The sequence below is a fragment of the Rosistilla carotiformis genome, assembly GCF_007753095.1.
Taxonomy (GTDB): Bacteria; Planctomycetota; Planctomycetia; order Pirellulales; family Pirellulaceae; genus Rosistilla; species Rosistilla carotiformis.
Window position 1 is genome coordinate 122,823 of record NZ_CP036348.1, and the last position, 16,210, is coordinate 139,032.

Annotated in this window: 10 protein-coding genes; 2 read left to right on the top strand and 8 right to left on the bottom strand. The window is 59.0% G+C overall.

Annotation, left to right across the window (positions count from 1 at the left end; all coding sequences use genetic code 11):
- Positions 1-24 precede the first annotated feature (24 nt).
- From Poly24_RS00445 to Poly24_RS00470, 6 genes are all read right to left on the bottom strand, one after another.
- Positions 25-219: a hypothetical protein gene (locus Poly24_RS00445; protein ID WP_145088923.1), complete on the bottom strand. Its 195-nt coding sequence runs from the start codon at positions 217-219 to the stop codon at positions 25-27.
- A gap of 95 nt (positions 220-314) precedes the next feature.
- The gene (gene glmS, locus Poly24_RS00450) at positions 315-2,174 is read right to left on the bottom strand and encodes a glutamine--fructose-6-phosphate transaminase (isomerizing) (RefSeq protein ID WP_145088926.1); all 1,860 of its coding nucleotides are present in this window, start codon (positions 2,172-2,174) and stop codon (positions 315-317) included.
- Between the two features lie 245 nt (positions 2,175-2,419).
- A complete protein-coding gene (locus Poly24_RS00455; RefSeq protein ID WP_145088929.1) occupies positions 2,420-4,252 on the bottom strand; it encodes an AAA domain-containing protein in 1,833 nt (610 codons plus the stop codon).
- A gap of 347 nt (positions 4,253-4,599) precedes the next feature.
- Complete coding sequence (locus Poly24_RS00460) at positions 4,600-5,556, bottom strand: DUF6807 domain-containing protein (protein WP_145088932.1); 957 nt, start codon at positions 5,554-5,556, stop codon at positions 4,600-4,602.
- A gap of 157 nt (positions 5,557-5,713) precedes the next feature.
- Positions 5,714-6,136, bottom strand: a complete 423-nt coding sequence (gene rsfS / locus Poly24_RS00465; RefSeq protein ID WP_231745905.1) for a ribosome silencing factor — start codon at positions 6,134-6,136, stop codon at positions 5,714-5,716.
- Positions 6,137-6,402: 266 nt separating this feature from the next.
- On the bottom strand, positions 6,403-7,938 hold the full coding sequence (locus tag Poly24_RS00470; protein ID WP_145088936.1) for a YifB family Mg chelatase-like AAA ATPase: 1,536 nt from the start codon (positions 7,936-7,938) through the stop codon (positions 6,403-6,405).
- Between the two features lie 42 nt (positions 7,939-7,980).
- Between Poly24_RS00470 and Poly24_RS26800 the strand changes: the two genes are divergently transcribed.
- Positions 7,981-8,463, top strand: coding sequence for a hypothetical protein (locus tag Poly24_RS26800; RefSeq protein ID WP_197452215.1), 483 nt, complete (start codon positions 7,981-7,983; stop codon positions 8,461-8,463).
- 266 nt (positions 8,464-8,729) lie between these two features.
- Complete coding sequence (locus Poly24_RS00480; protein ID WP_145088938.1) at positions 8,730-9,215, top strand: hypothetical protein; 486 nt, start codon at positions 8,730-8,732, stop codon at positions 9,213-9,215.
- A gap of 199 nt (positions 9,216-9,414) precedes the next feature.
- Here Poly24_RS00480 and Poly24_RS00485 read toward each other — a convergent pair whose 3' ends face one another.
- Positions 9,415-9,750, bottom strand: coding sequence for a hypothetical protein (locus tag Poly24_RS00485; RefSeq protein WP_231753386.1), 336 nt, complete (start codon positions 9,748-9,750; stop codon positions 9,415-9,417).
- 990 nt (positions 9,751-10,740) lie between these two features.
- Positions 10,741-16,056: a non-ribosomal peptide synthetase gene (locus tag Poly24_RS00500; protein WP_231753387.1), complete on the bottom strand. Its 5,316-nt coding sequence runs from the start codon at positions 16,054-16,056 to the stop codon at positions 10,741-10,743.
- Between the last annotated feature and the right edge of the window lie 154 nt (positions 16,057-16,210).

Consider the following 16,210-nt stretch of genomic DNA (forward strand, 5'->3'; position numbering starts at 1 on the left):
TACCGGCAGGCGTCGCCAACCGTTTTAGCGAGGTTCTTCGCCAGCCATCTGTGGTTCTTGGTTTGGCACAATCCGCGTAACCGATACTTTGTTGCGTTGCAGTTCGTCGATTTGCGCCGACATGCGTTGGATCAGGTTGGCGATTTCCGAACCGGCCGAATCGCCGATATTGACCATCAGAGCTTTGCGTGAGTTATAGCTTAAACCATTTGTCTTCATCGGTTTATCTCCTGTTGTGAAGCGGAGCGTTCCGGTCGATTGGCCAGCCGGAAACGCCAATATTAATGAACTGTACTACCTAAAGCTTGCGGATTTTACTCAACCGTAACACTCTTCGCTAAATTACGCGGTTTATCTACATCGCAACCGCGTGCCAATGCGATGTGATACGACAGCAGTTGCAATGGCACGACGCTAACGATCGGTTGCAAGAATTCGGGAACCTCGGGGATCCGGATCACATCTTCAGCGATCTCGGTGATCCGGTTGTCGTCGTGCGAGGTGATCGCGATGATCGGGCCGCCACGAGCGTGCACCTCTTCCATGTTCGACATCACTTTGTCGTACACCGTGCCGCGGGGGATGATGAAGACGCTGGGCGTCTGTTCATCCACCAACGCAATTGGTCCGTGCTTCATTTCCGCCGCGGGATAACCTTCGGCGTGGATGTAGCTGATTTCCTTCAACTTCAACGCCCCTTCGAGCGCGGTAGGGAAGTTGTACTGTCGACCCAAGTACAGGAAGTTCGTTGCCGATTGGTACTTGGCGGCAACCTCGCGGACCTGTTGGTCACAGCTGAGCGCCTCTTGAACCGCGGCGGGGACGCGTTTGATCTCTTCGATCATTTGCTTGCCGGCTTCGAAGCTCAGGTGTCGCAGGCGTCCGAAGTAGAGAGTCAGCAGGGCCAACACGATGCACTGGGACGTGTAAGCTTTGGTGCTGGCTACGCCGATTTCAGGACCCGCGTGCAGGTAGACACCACCGTCGGCGTTTTGAGCGATACTGCTGCCGACGACGTTGCAAAGGGCCAACGTGCGGTGACCTTTGCGTTTCATTTCACGCAGCGCCGCCAAGGTGTCCGCCGTTTCGCCGCTTTGCGTAATCCCAAACACGATCGTGTCCGATTCCAACGGAGGATTGCGGTATCGAAGTTCGCTGGCATATTCGACTTCGACAGGAATCCGTGCGAACTCCTCCAGCAGATATTCGCCCACCAGTGCCGAATGCCAGCTGGTTCCGCAGCCGGTCAGGATGATGCGGTTGACCGAACGCAGTTGTTGCGGGGTGAGATTCAAACCGCCGAAGATCGCCGTCGCGTTTTCTTCGTCCAAGCGGCCGCGGATCGCGTTCTTGAGTGCTTCGGGTTGCTCGAAGATCTCTTTGAGCATGTAGTGATCGTAGCCCTCGAGACTGACTTGGTCTTCGCCAACTTCCAATGGCTGCACGTCCAGGCGAACACGACCTTGATCTCGATGGGTGACGGTCATCGAATCGGCGGTCAGCATGGCGATCTGGTGATCGGCAAGGTAGACGATTCGGTCGGTGTGACCGGCCAAAGGGGATGCGTCGCTGGCGACAAAGTGCTCGCCGCGGCCGACGCCGATGACCAAGGGGCTGCCAAATCGGGCAGCGATCAACAGATTCGGTTCGTCTTTAAAGATGATCGCCAGGCCGTAGGTGCCGCGCAGTTTGGCGACCGCTCGTTGCACAGCCGACAAATAATGAGCGTGAGGGTCGGTCTCGCTGGGGCTTGATTTTGACAGTCCCTCGGCAATCAGATGGGCGATGACTTCGCTGTCGGTGTCGGATTGAAAGTGATAGCCTTTGGCGATCAGATCCTCTTTCAGGATCTGGAAGTTTTCGATCACGCCGTTGTGAACCAGCGTGACCAGATTGTCGCCGCCCACGTGGGGGTGTGCATTCGGCTCGGTCGCCGGTCCGTGCGTGGCCCACCGCGTGTGGCCGATGCCCAGCGTGCCGGAAACACCAGGCTGTTTTTCCAATGCCGCAGCAAGATCGTCGATCCGGCCAACGCTCCGGCACTTATGAACTTCCGCTGCGTCATGCAGGGCGACTCCCGCACTGTCGTAGCCGCGGTATTCCAAGCGACGCAAGCCGCTCATCAAAAAATCGAGCGAATCCCGTTTTCCGATGTATCCGACGATACCACACATTCAACCATCTCCCACATTACCGCCAAGGCGATCCGTCAATCGAAACTGTTCGAATTGGGGGGAAGCCTAGCAACCGTGCCGGTCGGATGGCCAGACCAATCTTTGGTAGGGCCGCAAATAAAACGCCCAGCTTACCTACATGTATGCTGCCGCTGGTCTGTGAGGGAAGAAATTCACGGTTTTATGTGGGAATATTCCAGCGGAAATGGAAATTGCCCATCGATTCCGCAGCAGGAGGCTAGGCGCTACATCTCTTCCCAGACGCTGTGGTAGCCGCCAATCGCTTCGACGTATTCAAGAAACTCGGTATAAAACGGGTTCGCTCCCAGCGTGGCGCTGTCGCCGACGACGATCAATTTGCGGCGGGCTCGGGTCAGGGCGACGTTCATCCGCCGTTTATCAGCCAGGAAACCGATCTCGCCGATCGCGTTGGATCGGACCAATGAGATCAGGATCGCTTCTTTTTCGCGGCCCTGAAATCCATCGACCGTGTCGATTTCGATCCGCGGATGCTGGCACCGCTGACGCAGCAGACGGACCTGAGCGGCATAGGGTGCGATGATCCCGATGTCCTCCGCCGCGACGCCCGCTTCGCGCAGTTCGTGCGCCTTTCGCAGAACCAGAATCGCCTCTTGCGGATTCCGTTTGCTCAGTCCATCGGGTTCGAGTTCCTCGTCCCAACCGGCGCCGGCAGAATCGTAGTAGGTGACCGGTTGATCGGTCTCGGGCAGCAGGTCGATCGATTCGAGATCGCTCAATCGGTGTGAAGCGACGCTCGGGTCGGCGACCAACGATCCGTCATAAAACTGCTGCGAGGCAAAGTCCATGACGTGATTGTGCATCCGGTACTGAACGTTTAACTGCCGCGTGATCGCGTCGCCGTAATGTTCGACCAGTCGCTGCATCATGCTGATCGCAAACCCTTCATCGGCGGCTTCGACCGACAGCACCGTCGGCGGCAACTGGCAGTGGTCCCCGGCCAGAACGATCCGATCGGCGCGGGTGACAACGGGCCAGTTGCCCGGTTCGGTGCTCTGACACGCTTCGTCGACCACGGCGAGATCAAACGTCCGGTCCCCCAAGATCTGGCCATCAAACGTCGTCGTCGCACAGACAATGTCGGCGCGATCGATCACGTTCTGGATCACTTGCCGTTCCATCAACCGAGCGTCGTCGCGCAATCGGCAGGCCTCGCGTCGCAGCGATTGTTTGTGTCCCTTGTCCGGCTTGGCTCGCGTGTAGCGGCCCAGTTGTCGGAACAGCTCTTCCGATTCACGCATCATCTCGCTGACGACTCGCATCGCCGGATCGTTGGCCGCTTGGCCGTCGAGCGTATGCAGTTGCAGGTCTTGATTGACGCGAGCCGGATGTCCCAGTCGGACCACCTTGGAACCGGCTTGGACCAGTCGCGTCACCAGATTGTCGACCGCAGTGTTGCTGGGGGCACAAGCCAACACGGTGTCGCCGCGACCGACGGCGTAACGAATCATCTCGACCACCGTTGTCGTCTTGCCAGTTCCCGGCGGGCCGTGGATGATCGCCACGTCGCGAGCGCTCAAGGCGAACCGGATCGCTTCCTGTTGCGACTGGTTCAGTCGGCTGGAGATCAAGATCTCGGGCAGCTTGCCAAACGCCGGCTCCCGCTCGCCCAACAGCACGTCGCGCAGCTGAGCCAAGCGGCCGCGGCTGGTCCGGACCGTCGCTAGCGCTTGATGCTGGCGGACCCGCGTGACTTCGTCGGGAGACATATCGATGCGATAGACGTCGCCGTCGGGCCATTGGTCCAGGGCGACTTGGATCGATTCGTTGTTGCGGCGGCTGACAACGCCCGGCATGCTGTCGATCGAGTGATCGTCTTGGGCGGCGACGATCACCGGCGAACCGACTTTGAAGCGGTTCCAGGGGAGTGGAAGATTGCGATTTCGCTTGACAAAGCTCAGCAGATAACGTCCGCCGAGCCCGGTGTCATGGTCGCTGACGACCAGATCCAACAGCGTTTCGCCGTACGATTCGGCTTGCTTGCCGTTGGCCCGTTGGCGGCGTTCGTCCATCCGCAGCCGCTCGGCGACCGATTCCATCTTGAGCCATTCGGCGAGCTGATCGAAGTGCTTTTCGCTGTCGTTGTTAATCGTGTTGTTCCAAAATTGACGGACGCGCTGGCATCGGGGGCGATGCCAGAAATGATAGAGCGTCGCAGAGTCCGTGGCGAGCCGTCACGGATCCCCCGGTGCCACAAGAGATGGCGTGTTGCGTTGCAGGTGCGGGCAGGCGACGAGAGTTCGTCCAGGAGAACATGCCGACACGCTTGGGCAATCTGCTCCGACGCGTCGGAGCTTTTGCCACTTGTTTGGTGCTCGAATCAAGACCACAGCGGCGGTGTGCCGCCGCTGTGCAGAGGGCTTCGAGCGAAGAGCTTCGAGCGAACTTAAGGGCCCGCGATCTCGGTAGCCGAAAACGCTTCGAACTGCTTCGCGATCTCAGCTTCTTCGGTCGTTCCGTCGTGCAAGATCACGCGATATCGCAGTTGGATCGTTTCGCCCGGTGCCAAGCGGAAGCCGTCGGTCTTCTCTTTGTCGCCGACAAAGTGATAGTGACCGAAGGGGTTGGCAGCGAACAGGCCGTAGTTTCGCACGTGCCAGCGGCAGGGATATTGGAAGCTCGACGGATGGTTCAGGATCGCGATGCCGCGCGTCTTGCCTTGAACTGGTCCGAAGTAGTCGCACCATTTGGCTTTAGTGCCCCAGGCGTCGATGTTCTTTTCGCCGTTGCTGTTGAGGATTGTTCCGCCCGTCTTGGCGTCGACTTTCATCGTCCCCGCGGTGCGGATTCCGAACGAACCTTCTTTGGTGTCGCCGAAGTGAACTTCGCCAGCCGAAGCGATCAAGGTGAAATCGCAATCGACCCAACGCATCGTGTCATCGCCACCAAAAGTGAATCGGCGGCGGTCCGACAGGATCTTCTTCCCCTCGGGGCTCATCCAATCATTGGCCGTTGCGATCACGGCCTGCTTGCCACCCTTGGCTTCCAGGATTTCTTTCTGCTCGATGACGCCGTGCCCTTCGGTCTCGGCCCAGAAGTCGATGTCATTGACTTCGCCGTGGGTGAACCACAGCGAGCGATGGTGGATGTGATCGCTGCGTTCGTCGGAAGAAGCGTCGCGCATCGGATAGCCGCGAGTCATCTCGACGTCGCCCGGTCCGTACAGCGGCCAGATGATCGGCTTCGCTCCACTGCGGAACAGGTACGTGGCTACGGGCGAATCGCCCTGTTTGACCTCGATCGACTTGTCGGTTTTGCGAACCGAAAACTCTTCGCCGCTGACTTGCGAGACGGCGGCGGTGCTGAGGCAGGTAAAGGCAATCAAAAGGGACAGGTATCGCATGCAGAACTCTCGGGGATTGTCAGGCGGTGAAGTGACAGCGATCGTTTGCGATTGTCGATAGCTCGACGATCGACCGCTAGGTTGGTAGCTGCCGATTATAGCAGAACGGTCGCTGTTGCACGCAAAAACTTCCGCGTCCCAATCCCCTCGGACTGAATCAGTCCTCTTGCAGTCCCAGCGTCTTCAGATCGACAGGTTTCCCGTCGGCCCACAGCGATTCGAGATCGTAATAGCCGCGGGTCTCTTGATCGAATAGATGGACGACGATCGTGCCGTAATCGAGCACGATCCAGCGGCTCTCTTGGTAGCCTTCGATCCCCATCCGTTTGTCGTTGAGCGATTTTTCCAGCACATCGTCGATCTCTTCGCTGATCGCGTGCAGCTGCCGCCGGCTGGTTCCGGTCGCCAGGACAAAATAGTCGAAGAGGACCGTTTGGTCGGAAACATCGATCACCATCACGTCGCTACCACGATTTTCGATCGCTACGCGAGCTGCTGCGGTCGCCAGTTCCAGGCTCCGCTGCTTGCCCGAAACGGGTGGATGCGTCTGTGAATCTTCGTTTTGTGCTTGTTCGCTCACCAAATCGTCTTGTGTGGTTAAGGTTCTCTTGGAAGGTGGTCGATGTCGCCACCTAACCAGATTCTAACCGATTGCCCTGCCATGTCACCGGTGGCATTCCCTACAGAGCCCAGATTCCCCGAGGTGGTTCGCGCAGGCAATCGAGGGAGAAAAGGGCCGCAGACCGGGCTGAAGAGGTTATCGAGTCGCAATTGTCTCCGGCGCAAACGACACGAAACTGCTTTGGGAGCGACCCGCAACGCGCTGTCGAAGCCTAGGATTCCAGGTTACGACCAGATATCGCGGTCCAGCAGCCGGTAATTGACAGCTTCTTGCAGGTGAACTTGTTGGATGGTTTCGGCGCCGTCGAGGTCGGCGATCGTCCGGGCGACTCTTAAGATCTTGTCGTGGGCTCGAGCCGACAAGCCCATCTCTTCGACGCTGTCGCGCAAAAGATTGCGACTGGCTTTGTCGAGTTCACAGAATTCGCGGACCTCGCGACTGGTCATGTCCGCGTTGCAACGCGTCGTGCGATCGCGGAACCTTTCGGCTTGGGCGGTCCGCCCCGCCAACACCTCCTCGCGCATCGCGGCGCTGCTGGTTCCCGCGGCGCGACCGGAGAGTTCATCAAATGGGACCGCGGGAACTTCGATGTGGATGTCGATCCGATCCAACAGCGGCCCGGAGATGCGCCCCATGTATCGTTCGATCTGGGGCGGAGTGCAATTGCATTGGCGACGCGTGTCGCCGCGATAGCCACAAGGACACGGGTTTGCAGCCGCGATTAACATAAAGTTGCACGGGAACGTGCTGGTTCGCAACGCTCGCGAGATCGTCACGATCCCATCTTCCAAAGGTTGCCGCATCACCTCCAACGTCTTGCGGTTGAACTCCGGCAATTCATCGAGAAACAGCACCCCGTTGTGGCTTTTCGAAATCTCCCCCGGCGCCGGAGGACTTCCACCACCTACCAACCCCGGTTCGCTGATCGTATGGTGCGGGCTGCGGAACGGCCGCGTGGCCATCAGTGGTTGGCCGGCTCGCAGTTGCCCCAGGACGCTATAAATGCGAGTCGTTTCGATCGACTCGGCGGCTGTCAAACGAGGCAGGATCGTCGGCAACCGCTTGGCTAACATCGTCTTTCCGCTCCCCGGCGGACCGATCATAAGTAAGTTATGTTTGCCAGTGGCAGCTAGCGTTAACGCCCGCTTGGCGACCTCTTGGCCGCGGACGTCGCAGAAGTCGATTTCGTAGGTGCTGAACTCATCGAACAGTTGTTCCAGCCGACTGGGAGCCGGTTCGATATCCAACGATCCCGACAGAAACCCGACGGCGGCAATCAGGCTGTCGACCGGGATGACTTCGATGTCTTCGACCACCGCCGCTTCGGCCGCACTTTCGGCGGGGACGATGATCCCTTTCATCCCTTCCGCCGCGGCAGCGATCGCCATCGAGAGCGCTCCTTTGACGGGACGCGTGTAACCTTCGAGAGCCAGTTCGCCGACGATCGCGTAATCGTCCAGCCGATCGGATTGGAACTGGCCGCTGCCGATCAGCACGCCGATCGAGATCGGCAAGTCAAACGAAGGGGCTTGTTTGGGAAGATCGCCGGGAGCGAGGTTGATAACAACACGATCTTGCGGGCGAGTGAAGCCGCTGTTGACGATCGCCCGTTCCACCCGATGAGTGCTCTCTTTGACAGCGGTCTCGGGCAGGCCAACCAGAATCGTTTTGGGGAGTGCCGCGGCAGACAGGTCGACTTCGACGTCGACCGGCAAAGCATCGATCCCCAGCAGCGTAAACGTTTTTAGTTTGGCAAGCATGCCGTTTAACATAACGCTGATTGGTGCCGCGGGGAAGCATTTTTGAGCTTCGAAACCCCGCGGTTCGCTTTTGTGCTGCGAAAGGGCAAACAATTCGCAGTATCGGAGCAGGGAACGGCGGTCGGCCGATCAGTGTTCGTGGATCGTCGTAAATCCGAGCTTCTTCAGCCACGCTTCCCACTGGTGGGCGGTGTCGTGATCTTTGACTGTCAATTGCTTCCACTTGGGGCAGCGGTATTTGACGTCTTTGTGATTGCCGTGGTCGCTGACTTCCATCTCGACCTTCAGCGTTATAAAGGCTTTGATCAATTTTTCGGCATCGTCGTTGTTTCTGGTGTGTTTGTTTTTCCATTCCAACAACTGATACTTCACGACTTCTTTGGTTTCGGCGCTGACGGGTTCCGCCGGGGCCGTCGCTGCAAGGCTCAGGCAGACCAGGCATTTCGCGACGTTTCAATCGTCGTGGGAACGAATTTCCAAGAATTAAAGTCCTTCTTCCATCGCTGTTCAAGATATACCAGTTGAACGACCTTGGAAATCAAAGATAAATGGGGGCAACCATGGCAAGCGATAACGAACTAGTTCCTGCAACCGCTGTACCGCAACGTAAATTTCGGTGGGTTGCACCTATCATCATCGGCGTCGTGCTTGCGACCGTCTGTCTATTTGTCGCAGCTGCTATTCCAGCCTTCCGCAAGTCGCAACGACTGGTCGTGACATTCAACGCAGCCGTCAAGAACGATCCATTTATTGTCCAAGCCAAACATGAAGGTTCTCACATTGAAATATTGATGAGCGACCACTTTCGAGCTCAAGACAAAGAAGATCAAAAAAAGATCGCAATCGCGATCGGGAAGACATGGGACGCGAAGCACGCCAACTCGATATTCAATTTGCAGTTGCCATTGGTGTTTTGCGTCCAGTCCGATGAATCTCAAAACAATTTGTACCGCTACGACTTTGGGCAGCTCGAGATCGCAGCGACGAAAGATCAAGCAACGGAGACCACACCGGAGATTGAATCGTTCTTTTCGTTCTTGATCGTCCTTGCGATTGTTCCAGCAATGATTGGTCACTTCTGGATTGCTTGGATCGCGATCCAGGAACAATTCATCATTGGCATGCTTTGCTTGGTTTGCTATCCAATCAACCTGCTGTTCGCACTCTTCGAGCACAAAAAGGCAAGAGTCCCACTGTTGTTGGCAGCTCCCATGTGCGGGACGCTCTTGCTGATGTTGTCGTATGTAGCGGTTGCCGAGGTCCTGAAAATCCAGTAACACAAGGTTGTTTGCTGCAAACGTCGAGACGTTCCCAAGGTCCTGAGACCGTTTTGCAACGCGTGCTTCTGGTTGGTTCGCACAGACCGACAGACGTTCCATTGAGCGAGGCGTCAGCGGCGGCAAGTTCGCATTGCCAGATGCGTTTTCGCAGAGCGAAAGGCGACCAACAATTCGCAGGATCGGGGCTCGTGGCCGATCAGTGTTCGTGGATCGTTTTGAATCCGAGTTTCTTCAGCCACGCTTCCCACTGGTGGGCGGTGTCGTGATCTTTGACTGTCAATTGCTTCCACTTGGGGCAGCGGTATTTGACGTCTTTGTGATTGCCGTGGTCGCTGACTTCCATCTCGACCTTCAGCGTTTTAAAGGCTTTGATCAGTTTTTCGGCATCGTCGTTGTTTCTGGTGTGTTTGTTCTTCCATTCCAACAACTGATACTTCACGACTTCTTTGGTTTCGGCGCCTGCAGGTTCTGCCGGGGCCGTTGCGGCGAAGCTCAAACAAATCGTGGCGGCCAACAGGAGTCGCATCATCATAGGTCACTCTCCAGGGTGGTTTGGATTTCTTGACGGTTGCATCGGCACTCCCCCAGTCGAAGTCGTGGGAGATCCGATCGGTCGCCATCGAACAAGTGTCGCACGCTTGCGTTCAGTTTTCGGTAGCGGGCGAGGATTCTAGACAACAATCGACCGCCACGACAACCGAGCTTCAAAACGCCTGCCTTGGCTATCCACTGCATTGCAGGCTTTCGGGTCGACGCTTCCTGCTGGACCATTCGGGGGTGGGGTACGTGGTGTTCAAGCGAATCGACAGCCGGTTTCCCCAATCCCAATGTGAGCCAAAGAGTGCGAACTACGGGCGTTTACAGGGATTCTGTGGAAAGTCCTTGATGATCATTGTCGAACATGCATTGACGCACGCGGCTGCCCCTCCCCGAACGTCGCTTCGCTGGTTCGACCCTCCCCCGCAAACTTCGTTTGGGGAGGGTGGAGTTATGTGTGACTTCACCCGCTCGGCGAAGCCAGGGAGGGTCGGAAAGCAAGCGTTTAGCGAGTTTTCCGGGGATGGCCTTCCGTTGGTGTGAAAGGTCGTGAATGATTCGCAGGCTCCCCTCCCCGAACGTCGCTTCGCTGGTTCGACCCTCCCCCGCAAACTTCGTTTGGGGAGGGTGGAGTTATGTGTGACTTCACCCGCTCGGCGAAGCCAGGGAGGGTCGGAAAGCAAGCGTTTAGCGAGTTTTCCGGGGAGGGCGTTCCGTTGGTGTGAGATGTAGTGAATGCTTCGCAGGTTCCCCTCCCCGAACGTCGCTTCGCTGGTTCGACCCTCCCCTGCAAACTTCGTTTTGGGAGGGTGGAGTAATGTGTGACTTCACCCGCCCGGCGAAGCCAGGGAGGGTCGGAAAGCAAGCGTTTAGCGAGTTTTCCGGGGAGGGCCTTCCACTGGTGTGAGCATCACGAAACTGTTCTGCCCGGAACTTCGCGGCACTGGTTCGCCCGTTTACACGGTCCTGGACCGTGCTTGGCGATTTAAGAAACGAGTGCCTGTTCGGTCTGCTGCATGATCGTCTCCAGCGATTTTGCTAGCACTTCCACCGCCGGGGGCTGCAGCATGTGAGCGTGGTCGCCCGGGACCTGGACGTTCCGCACTTCGGTGACATGCGACTGCCACCCCAGAGCGGTGTCGTCGAACAGGTTTCCGGTCCGCGCTTGTTCGGCGGGGCGGATCAGGGTCAGCGGACCATCAAACGTTGGTGCCCGATACGTGTGGACCGCTTTGACATTGGCTTGGAAGACTTGGTAGACGTTTTGGCCGTAATCGGAAGCTTCGTCCGGCACGATCCCCGCCTGAGCAGCTTGGCTGGTGAAGTAGGCCAGCTGTTCGGCGGGCGACTTTTTCCGCAACTCTTCCAACGAGAAATGAGCTTCGGCGCCGGGGAACAGAGCCATGATCAGCGGCAGGAAGTCCTCTTCGCTGAGCGTCGAGTTGTCGTCCATCAGCCCCGAATCGATCAGCCCCAGCATCCCGACCTCGCGTCCCATCGCTTTCAATTGACAAGCGACTTCATACGCGATGTTCCCTCCCAGCGACCATCCGGTGACGTGCAACATGCCCTCGGGGCATTGCTGCTGGATCGCTTTCGCATAATGCGCGGCCATCTCCTCCACCGTCTCTTGCGGCGGGTGGCTGCCGTCGACACCGACCGCCTGCAGTCCGTAGACCGGGCGGTCCTGCGACAGGCTGCGGGCCAGTTCCAGGTAGCAGAAGACGGTTCCGCCAGCCGGATGGATGCAGAACAACGGGACGCCGACATCGCTGGTTCGCAGCGGGACCAGCGACGATGCGGTCATGGCCGATTCGGGGCGGCCGAGGATCGACGCCAGATGCGCCACCGTGGGGTCTTGGAAAAGAGCGGCTAGCGGGATCGCATGCCCGGCCAGGCGTTCGATCTCCGACATCATGCGGACCGCCAACATGCTGTGCCCGCCCAATTCGAAGAAGTTGTCGACGCGGCCGATCGGACGAACATCCAACAGATCTTCCCAGATCCCCGCGATCAATCGCTCCTCGTCAGTCGCCGGTGGCTCAAATCCCGCGGCTCCTTCCGGGCGTCCCGCCGGCGCGGGCAAACGGTCTTTGTCCAACTTGCCGTTGATCGTCCGCGGGATCTCGTCCAGCGTGACCACGGTCGACGGGATCATGTATTGCGGCAGCCGATCCTTCAACGCATCGCGCACCTGTTTGGCAAACTGTTGCTGCGTCCGACTGGCTAGCGGATTGTTGGCGAATTGGCCAAGCCCCTCCAGTCCAACCAGCGTGCCTGGCATCACGGGAGCCGCCGCCGGCACCGATTCCGTCGCGTCAACGGCCGCGTCGATCGTGACGTCGAAGGCTGCGGGATCGTCTACGTTCCAAGAGAGATTGACCGACCTGTCGAGCTCGGTCGCAAGTTTCCAGAATGTTTGCGGATGCTGCGTCGGAATCTCGCCGACCGATTGCTTCAGTTCGCCGACGCTTCGGTCGTCGACAAAATTCGCTAGCTTGCTTTGGATCGCGACGTCGCGAGCGACCCGCGCGTTGGGGACACCCTGCAGCACAAAAGCCTGCTGCGGCGATTGAGCCAACTGGCGCGTAAACGCTTCGAAATCGAAGTCGTCGGTGACTTCGATTCGCTGTCGATCCTCGGCCGCCGTCGGTCGATCGAACTCCAGCACCACATCGTACCGGAACCAGCTGAGTTCATTTTCGGCGGTGGCATCTTTCAACCGGACCGTGACGCCGGTCAAGTTTTCGATTCGCGACTTGAGCGCGGCGAACAACCGCGGGTCGATCAACAGCTCCTCTTCGTGCTGGATCCGCGCCGCGACGCGGTCCCGCAGCGACTTGATCGACAGCGCGTCGGGAGCCTGTTGCAGTTCGATCGCCGTCGCCATCGCCGACTGCAGACGATAGTTCCGCAGATCGCCCAGGAACATCCGTCCGCCGGGAGCCAGCAGGCGCGAGGCCTGTTGGATGACGCGAGCCAGGTAGTCGACGCTGGGGAAATATTGGACGACCGAATTGAGCACGATCAGATCGAAGCGGCGATCGGCCAGGTTTTCCAAATCGTCGGCCGGCTGATGGAACAATTCGACTTTGCCCGCCAATTCGGGGCGGTTCTTCAGCGCTTGCCGCACGTTTTCCAACGACGGTGCCAACAGATCGGTTCCGACGTAGGAATCGCATTGGCCAGCGATCCGCAATAGGATCAGCCCCGTTCCGCAGCCGATCTCCAGCACGTTTTGCGGATGCAAATCTTCGATCCGCCGCGCCGCCGCATCGGCCCACTCGACCATCTCATCGCCCGGGATCGGTTGTCCCGTAAACGTGCTGATCCAACCGGTGATGTTGAACTCGGGGTTCAGCACCGGTGGCGCGACGCGGTGCGCGTTGGTGAACAGGTCGCTCCAACTGTCGACATGCGCGTGCTCGAGCGACTGCGCCGCGGAATCCTGTTTGTCGGCCGACTCGGGCACAACATAAGCGACCAGCTGTCCCGAATCGCCTTCGCCTCGCAGCACCACCGCCGCTTGGCGAACTTGTGGCAAACGCTCCATCGCCGCCGCGATCTCCCCCGGTTCGATCCGGAAACCACGCAGGCTGATCTGATCGTCGACGCGGCCAAGGAACTGCACCACGCCTTCGGGCAACCAACGCCCCAGGTCACCCGTCCGATACATCCGCGCCGCCGGATCATCGACAAACGGATCGGGAACGTAGACCTTGGCGGTCAATTCGGGTTGGTTCAAGTAGCCGCGACCGACGCCTCGGCCGCCGATGTAGATCTCTCCGGGCATCCCGATCGGCACCGGCTGGGCTTGCGGATCGAGAACATACATCCGCATGTTCCGCATCGGGCCACCGATCGGCGGCCGATCGTCGCTGCACGGATCGGGGATCAGCATCATCGACACGCCAACGGTCGCTTCGGTCGGTCCGTAGCCGTTAAACATCCGTCGCCCCGGCACCCAACGCCGCGCCAGTTCTCCCGTCAATTTGTCCCCCGCGGAGGCAACGATCTTCAAATTGGGAAGCTGATCGCTGTGCAGCATCGACAGCAGGGCAGGGGGAAACTTTGCCACGGTGACCTGTTCGTCTTGCAGCATCGCGGTCAACAGCCGCGGATCGCGAATCGTATCGGCGTCGGCGATCACCAACGTCGCGCCGCTGAGCAGCGTTAGCAGGATCTCCGAAATCGCACCGTCGAAGCTTGGCGAAAAGCCATGCATCACGCGATCGCTGTCGGTCACTCCCATCCGCTCGATCTGAGCGAGGATGAAGTTGACGATCGTGCGATGTTCGATCTGCACCCCTTTGGAAACGCCAGTCGATCCAGAGGTGAAGATGATATAGGCGCGGCTGGTCGCGGTGGCGCGTCCGGCCAAGTTCGCTTCGGTAGCGGCGGAGGCTGCGGATTCCAACAAGCCGGCGACCGTGGAACACGTGACCCCGGCAAACGTTAGCTCCGAACAGAGGTCTTCTCCGGCAAGGGTCAGCGTCGCCGCGACGTCGCCAACAACCGAAGCAACCCGCGCGAAGGGGACCGCGGGATCGATCGGAACGTAGGTCCCTCCCGCTTTAAAAATGGCAAACATCGCGGTGATCGCATCGATCGATCGCGGCAGCGCCACGACAACCGACGCCTCGTCGCCAACGCCCTGGGCGACCAATGTCGCCGCCAGCGCGTCGGATCGTTGATTGAGTTCACCGAAGGTGATCGAATCGCCCTGCGCCCGGATCGCAACCTTGTCGGGATCGGTCGCTGCGCGGAGATCGAAGTGTTCGTGCAGCGTATGCGGCGGAGGGAACTCCACGACGGGAGGATTAAAATCGTCGATCACACACCGCCGCTGCTGGGGCGAGACCGCCGGTAACAGATCGATGCCGCAATCGGGATCGGCGACCGCAGCGGTCAACAGGACGGTAAAGCTGTCGATCAGTCGCGAGATCGTCTCGGGACGGAACAACCGCGTGCGGTATTCGACGTGACCGATCAACCGCTGCGTCTCTTCCCACAGGAAGAAGGTCAGGTCGTATTTGGCCGTTCCGTTGTCGATCGGAATCGGCTGGATCGTCGTCTGGCCGTGGTTGAAGTCGCGCGGCAGATTCTGCATCACCAAGGCGGACTGGAAGATCGGCGAATAGCTGCGGTCGCGTCGCGGAGCAAACTCTTCGACCATCCGTTCGAACGGCAGATCGGCGTGATCGTAGCCGCCCAAGGTGACCTGTCGGACATGATCCAGCAGCTCGCGGAACGTCGGGTTTCCCGCGGTCTTGATCCGCAGCGGCAGCGTGCCGACGAAGAACCCGATCAACGCTTCGAGTTCCGGTTCGGTTCGGTTGGCCACGGCAGTTCCCAGCACGACATCGCTCTGCCGCGCGAACCGCGACAGCAACGTTGCCTGAGCTGCCAACAAAACCATGTACGGGGTGCACTGCATCGACTGGGCCAACGTGTTGATCTGCAGCGTCAACGCCTGCGGCAGTTCCAACGGCAGCGTGGCCCCATCAAAATCTTGCGTCGCCGGCCGCGGAAAATCGGTCGGAAAGTCGAGGGCCATCGGAGCGCCGGCCAGCTGCGTTCGCCAGTATTCCAGCTGTTGCTCCATCCGCGATTCCGACATCGCCGAGTGTTGCCAATAGGCAAAGTCGGAGTACTGGATCGGCAGCGGTGGCAGGATGGATGCGTCGTCGATCGGCCGCGAGGGATCGGATTGGAAAGCGGCGTAGAAGGCAGCGATCTCTTTGAGCATCACGATCATCGACCAGCCGTCGGAGACGATGTGATGCATCACCAACAGCACGACATGTTCTTCTTCGGCGATCCGGTAGACGATCGCGCGGAACAGCGGCCCGGTTTCGATGTCGAACGACTCTCGGCTTTCCAGCGTCAGTTGCCGCGGAAGGTCTTCGAATTCGTCGACGAACCGCGGTTGGATCGTCAGCGTTTCGGCGACCCGCCGCTCCGGCTGGCCATCGACCAAGTGGTAGGTCGACCGCAGCGTTTCGTGGCGATCGACGATCGCCTGGATCGCACGCGTGAAGGCCTGCCGATCCAGCGGTCCGGTGATCCGCGCGGCCAGCGGCATGTTGTAAAACGGATCGTCAGGCTCCAGGCGGTCGACGAACCACAAACGCTGTTCGGCTTGAGAGAGCAGCTGCGGCGCATCGGCGGGACGCCGCGGGATCTTGGTCGTCGCGGCGGCTTGCGCCGGCCGACGCCGCGATTTTTCGAGTAGCATCTGTTCCAGGAGCGCACGTTTCTCGGGGCTCAGCTGCCGCAAGCGGTCTTGAAAATCGGGCATGACTAATTCAGGTCCGCGATGAAAATGTGAGTTCTGGTCGGAATTGCTAGCACGCTGCTCGTGAACGTCTGGACGGCCGGTCGCGTTCTACGGCATCCCCCAACCTGCCCACAATTGCAATTATTGTCCAGGAAACCCAATGGCACGCCATCCC